Source organism: Aneurinibacillus thermoaerophilus (genome assembly GCF_900099925.1).
Classification (GTDB): Bacteria; Bacillota; Bacilli; order Aneurinibacillales; family Aneurinibacillaceae; genus Aneurinibacillus; species Aneurinibacillus thermoaerophilus.
This window is the reverse complement of record NZ_FNDE01000010.1, coordinates 1-1,801: the sequence shown is the minus strand read 5'-3', so window position 1 is coordinate 1,801 and position 1,801 is coordinate 1. Positions and strand designations below refer to the sequence as shown.

2 protein-coding genes and 1 pseudogene are annotated in these 1,801 nt (G+C 34.8%); all 3 read right to left on the bottom strand.

All coding sequences use genetic code 11. The features are described 5' to 3' along the window. A partial coding sequence (locus tag BLR88_RS19470) for a hypothetical protein (RefSeq protein WP_217639378.1) occupies window positions 1-958 on the bottom strand: 958 nt, incomplete at its 3' end. Between the two features lie 202 nt (window positions 959-1,160). Then, entirely contained in the window at window positions 1,161-1,343 is a 183-nt protein-coding gene (locus BLR88_RS07100) for a DUF255 domain-containing protein (RefSeq protein ID WP_035502040.1), read from the bottom strand. 230 nt (window positions 1,344-1,573) lie between these two features. Further along, a pseudogene (locus tag BLR88_RS19940) lies at window positions 1,574-1,801 on the bottom strand (IS701-like element ISPlan1 family transposase); the annotation flags it as partial.

Below are 1,801 nucleotides of genomic sequence, written 5' to 3'. Positions count from 1 at the left end.
GTTGTTCTCCATTTGGTATGTCTGTTCCATGTTGTTCTCCATTTGGTATGTCTGTTCCATGTTGTTCTCCATCTGGCGTGTTTGTTCCACGTTGTGCTCCATCTTGGCAACAAGATTCAAGTAATTCCTTTATACCTTCAATATCAAACAAATTATTCCGAGTTGTAATTACTTTATCAACTATAGTTGCTTTAAATATTAATTTAAGAATTTTATTGAATATTTCATCAGGTAGATCACTTTGAACTTCCTCTTTAGTGTCGTACCTCATTTTTAACAACACTGTAGGTGATTTTTTTAATGTTTCTCCAATACCTTTTTTAGTTGAGAATATACGCAAAAACGGATCAATTTTATGAGTTATTAGATCATTATCAAAATCTGGATGATCTTGTTTATACATTTGTGATACTTTAAGAAAGAGTTTATATTCTCTGATGTCTTTTCTAATCTCCCCTTGAGGAATACCTGTCCTTAAACTTAACTCTTCTATAGAACTTCCATTAGCAAACATTGAAGCGAAGAATTGTTTCTTTGCAAGTGGTTTCCAATCCTTGACCCCCTTGATATGCCGCTTTGCCATAAGTGTTATTGCGTATTGACGATTCGGTGCTATATCAACGTCAATTTTTTGGATATTGGCTAACGTTTCCTCTTTAGCTACAGGAATCTGATGCTGAAATCCGTCCGGAATTAAATCTCTATTCAACAAGAATTGAAGGGCAACAGTTCTTCTGTTACCTTCCATAACAATATACTGATTGTCTTTTTTAATGGCTACAATTCTCTCACCGAGTAGAAGTCCATTATTGTCGTTAATCTCTTTGGTTAGTTGGCAAACATCCTCATACATAGCCATATATTTACGAATAGACTCCTCACTGTTATCCTCAATTACCACAAATCTAGGATTTTCCTTATCTAATGTTAGATCTAATGGTGAAATAGTAATGAACATAATACCCCTCCCCTTTATTTTACTATTTTCGACATAAACCAATTTAATCCTTTGCGTAATGTCGTAAATATTAAGACTACCTAAATTTAATGGAGTCTAGTGCAGTCTTAAGTCACAATGTGCGTTTTTAAAACATGACACCAGTGACATGTACTAAGTTAAACCTCTTTTCGTTTATTTCATAGTTAGCCCCATTACAGGGCTAGCTATAGCCAATGGACAAAAAGACAGGCTTACCTTCCCTTTTCGCTTTTTGAAACGCTTCTGGTGACCATTCCAACCAATTCACAGGATTTGTTTCATGTTGCTTCAAATAAGGACTTTTAGACATCACTAACCAGTTGTATTTTTCGTTATAACGTTCACGTTCGAGATATTCCTTCATCATGTAACACTTCCTTTTATCAAATAATAGAACACTTCTTCCATCTTTGCTTGAACGGTTGTCCACAAGACCGTATAAAAATATTTGCTTGGAAGATATGTTCATGTATATTTTACCAATTAACTTCACGAAAATGCAGCCAAAAACAAACTTAAATAAACTAAATTATACACTAGACTTGCCCAAAATTTGATACAAAATTTACCATGTAGAAAGAACCGAAGGTTCTCCTAGGCAGCTTGTAACTGATTTTTTATCAAATCCAGCTGCGTTCCTGCCTTTGCTTCATAGTAAACAAATTCGATCCAACTCTCTGTCTTTTTGTTTTGCCAACTTCGTAGTCCTGTTAAGATATCACCGTGTCCTGTTACACTGCAGAACATGGCTGTAAAAGAAAGCAATGTCCAAAACCGCTTAATTGCAACGGTACTACGTATTTGATAACCGTTAAAGGAAAA

Excerpts from the sequence above, each read along its gene's own strand:
- BLR88_RS07100 (WP_035502040.1), bottom strand. The coding sequence starts at position 1,343 with ATGAAGGAATATCTCGAACGTGAACGTTATAACGAAAAATACAACTGG.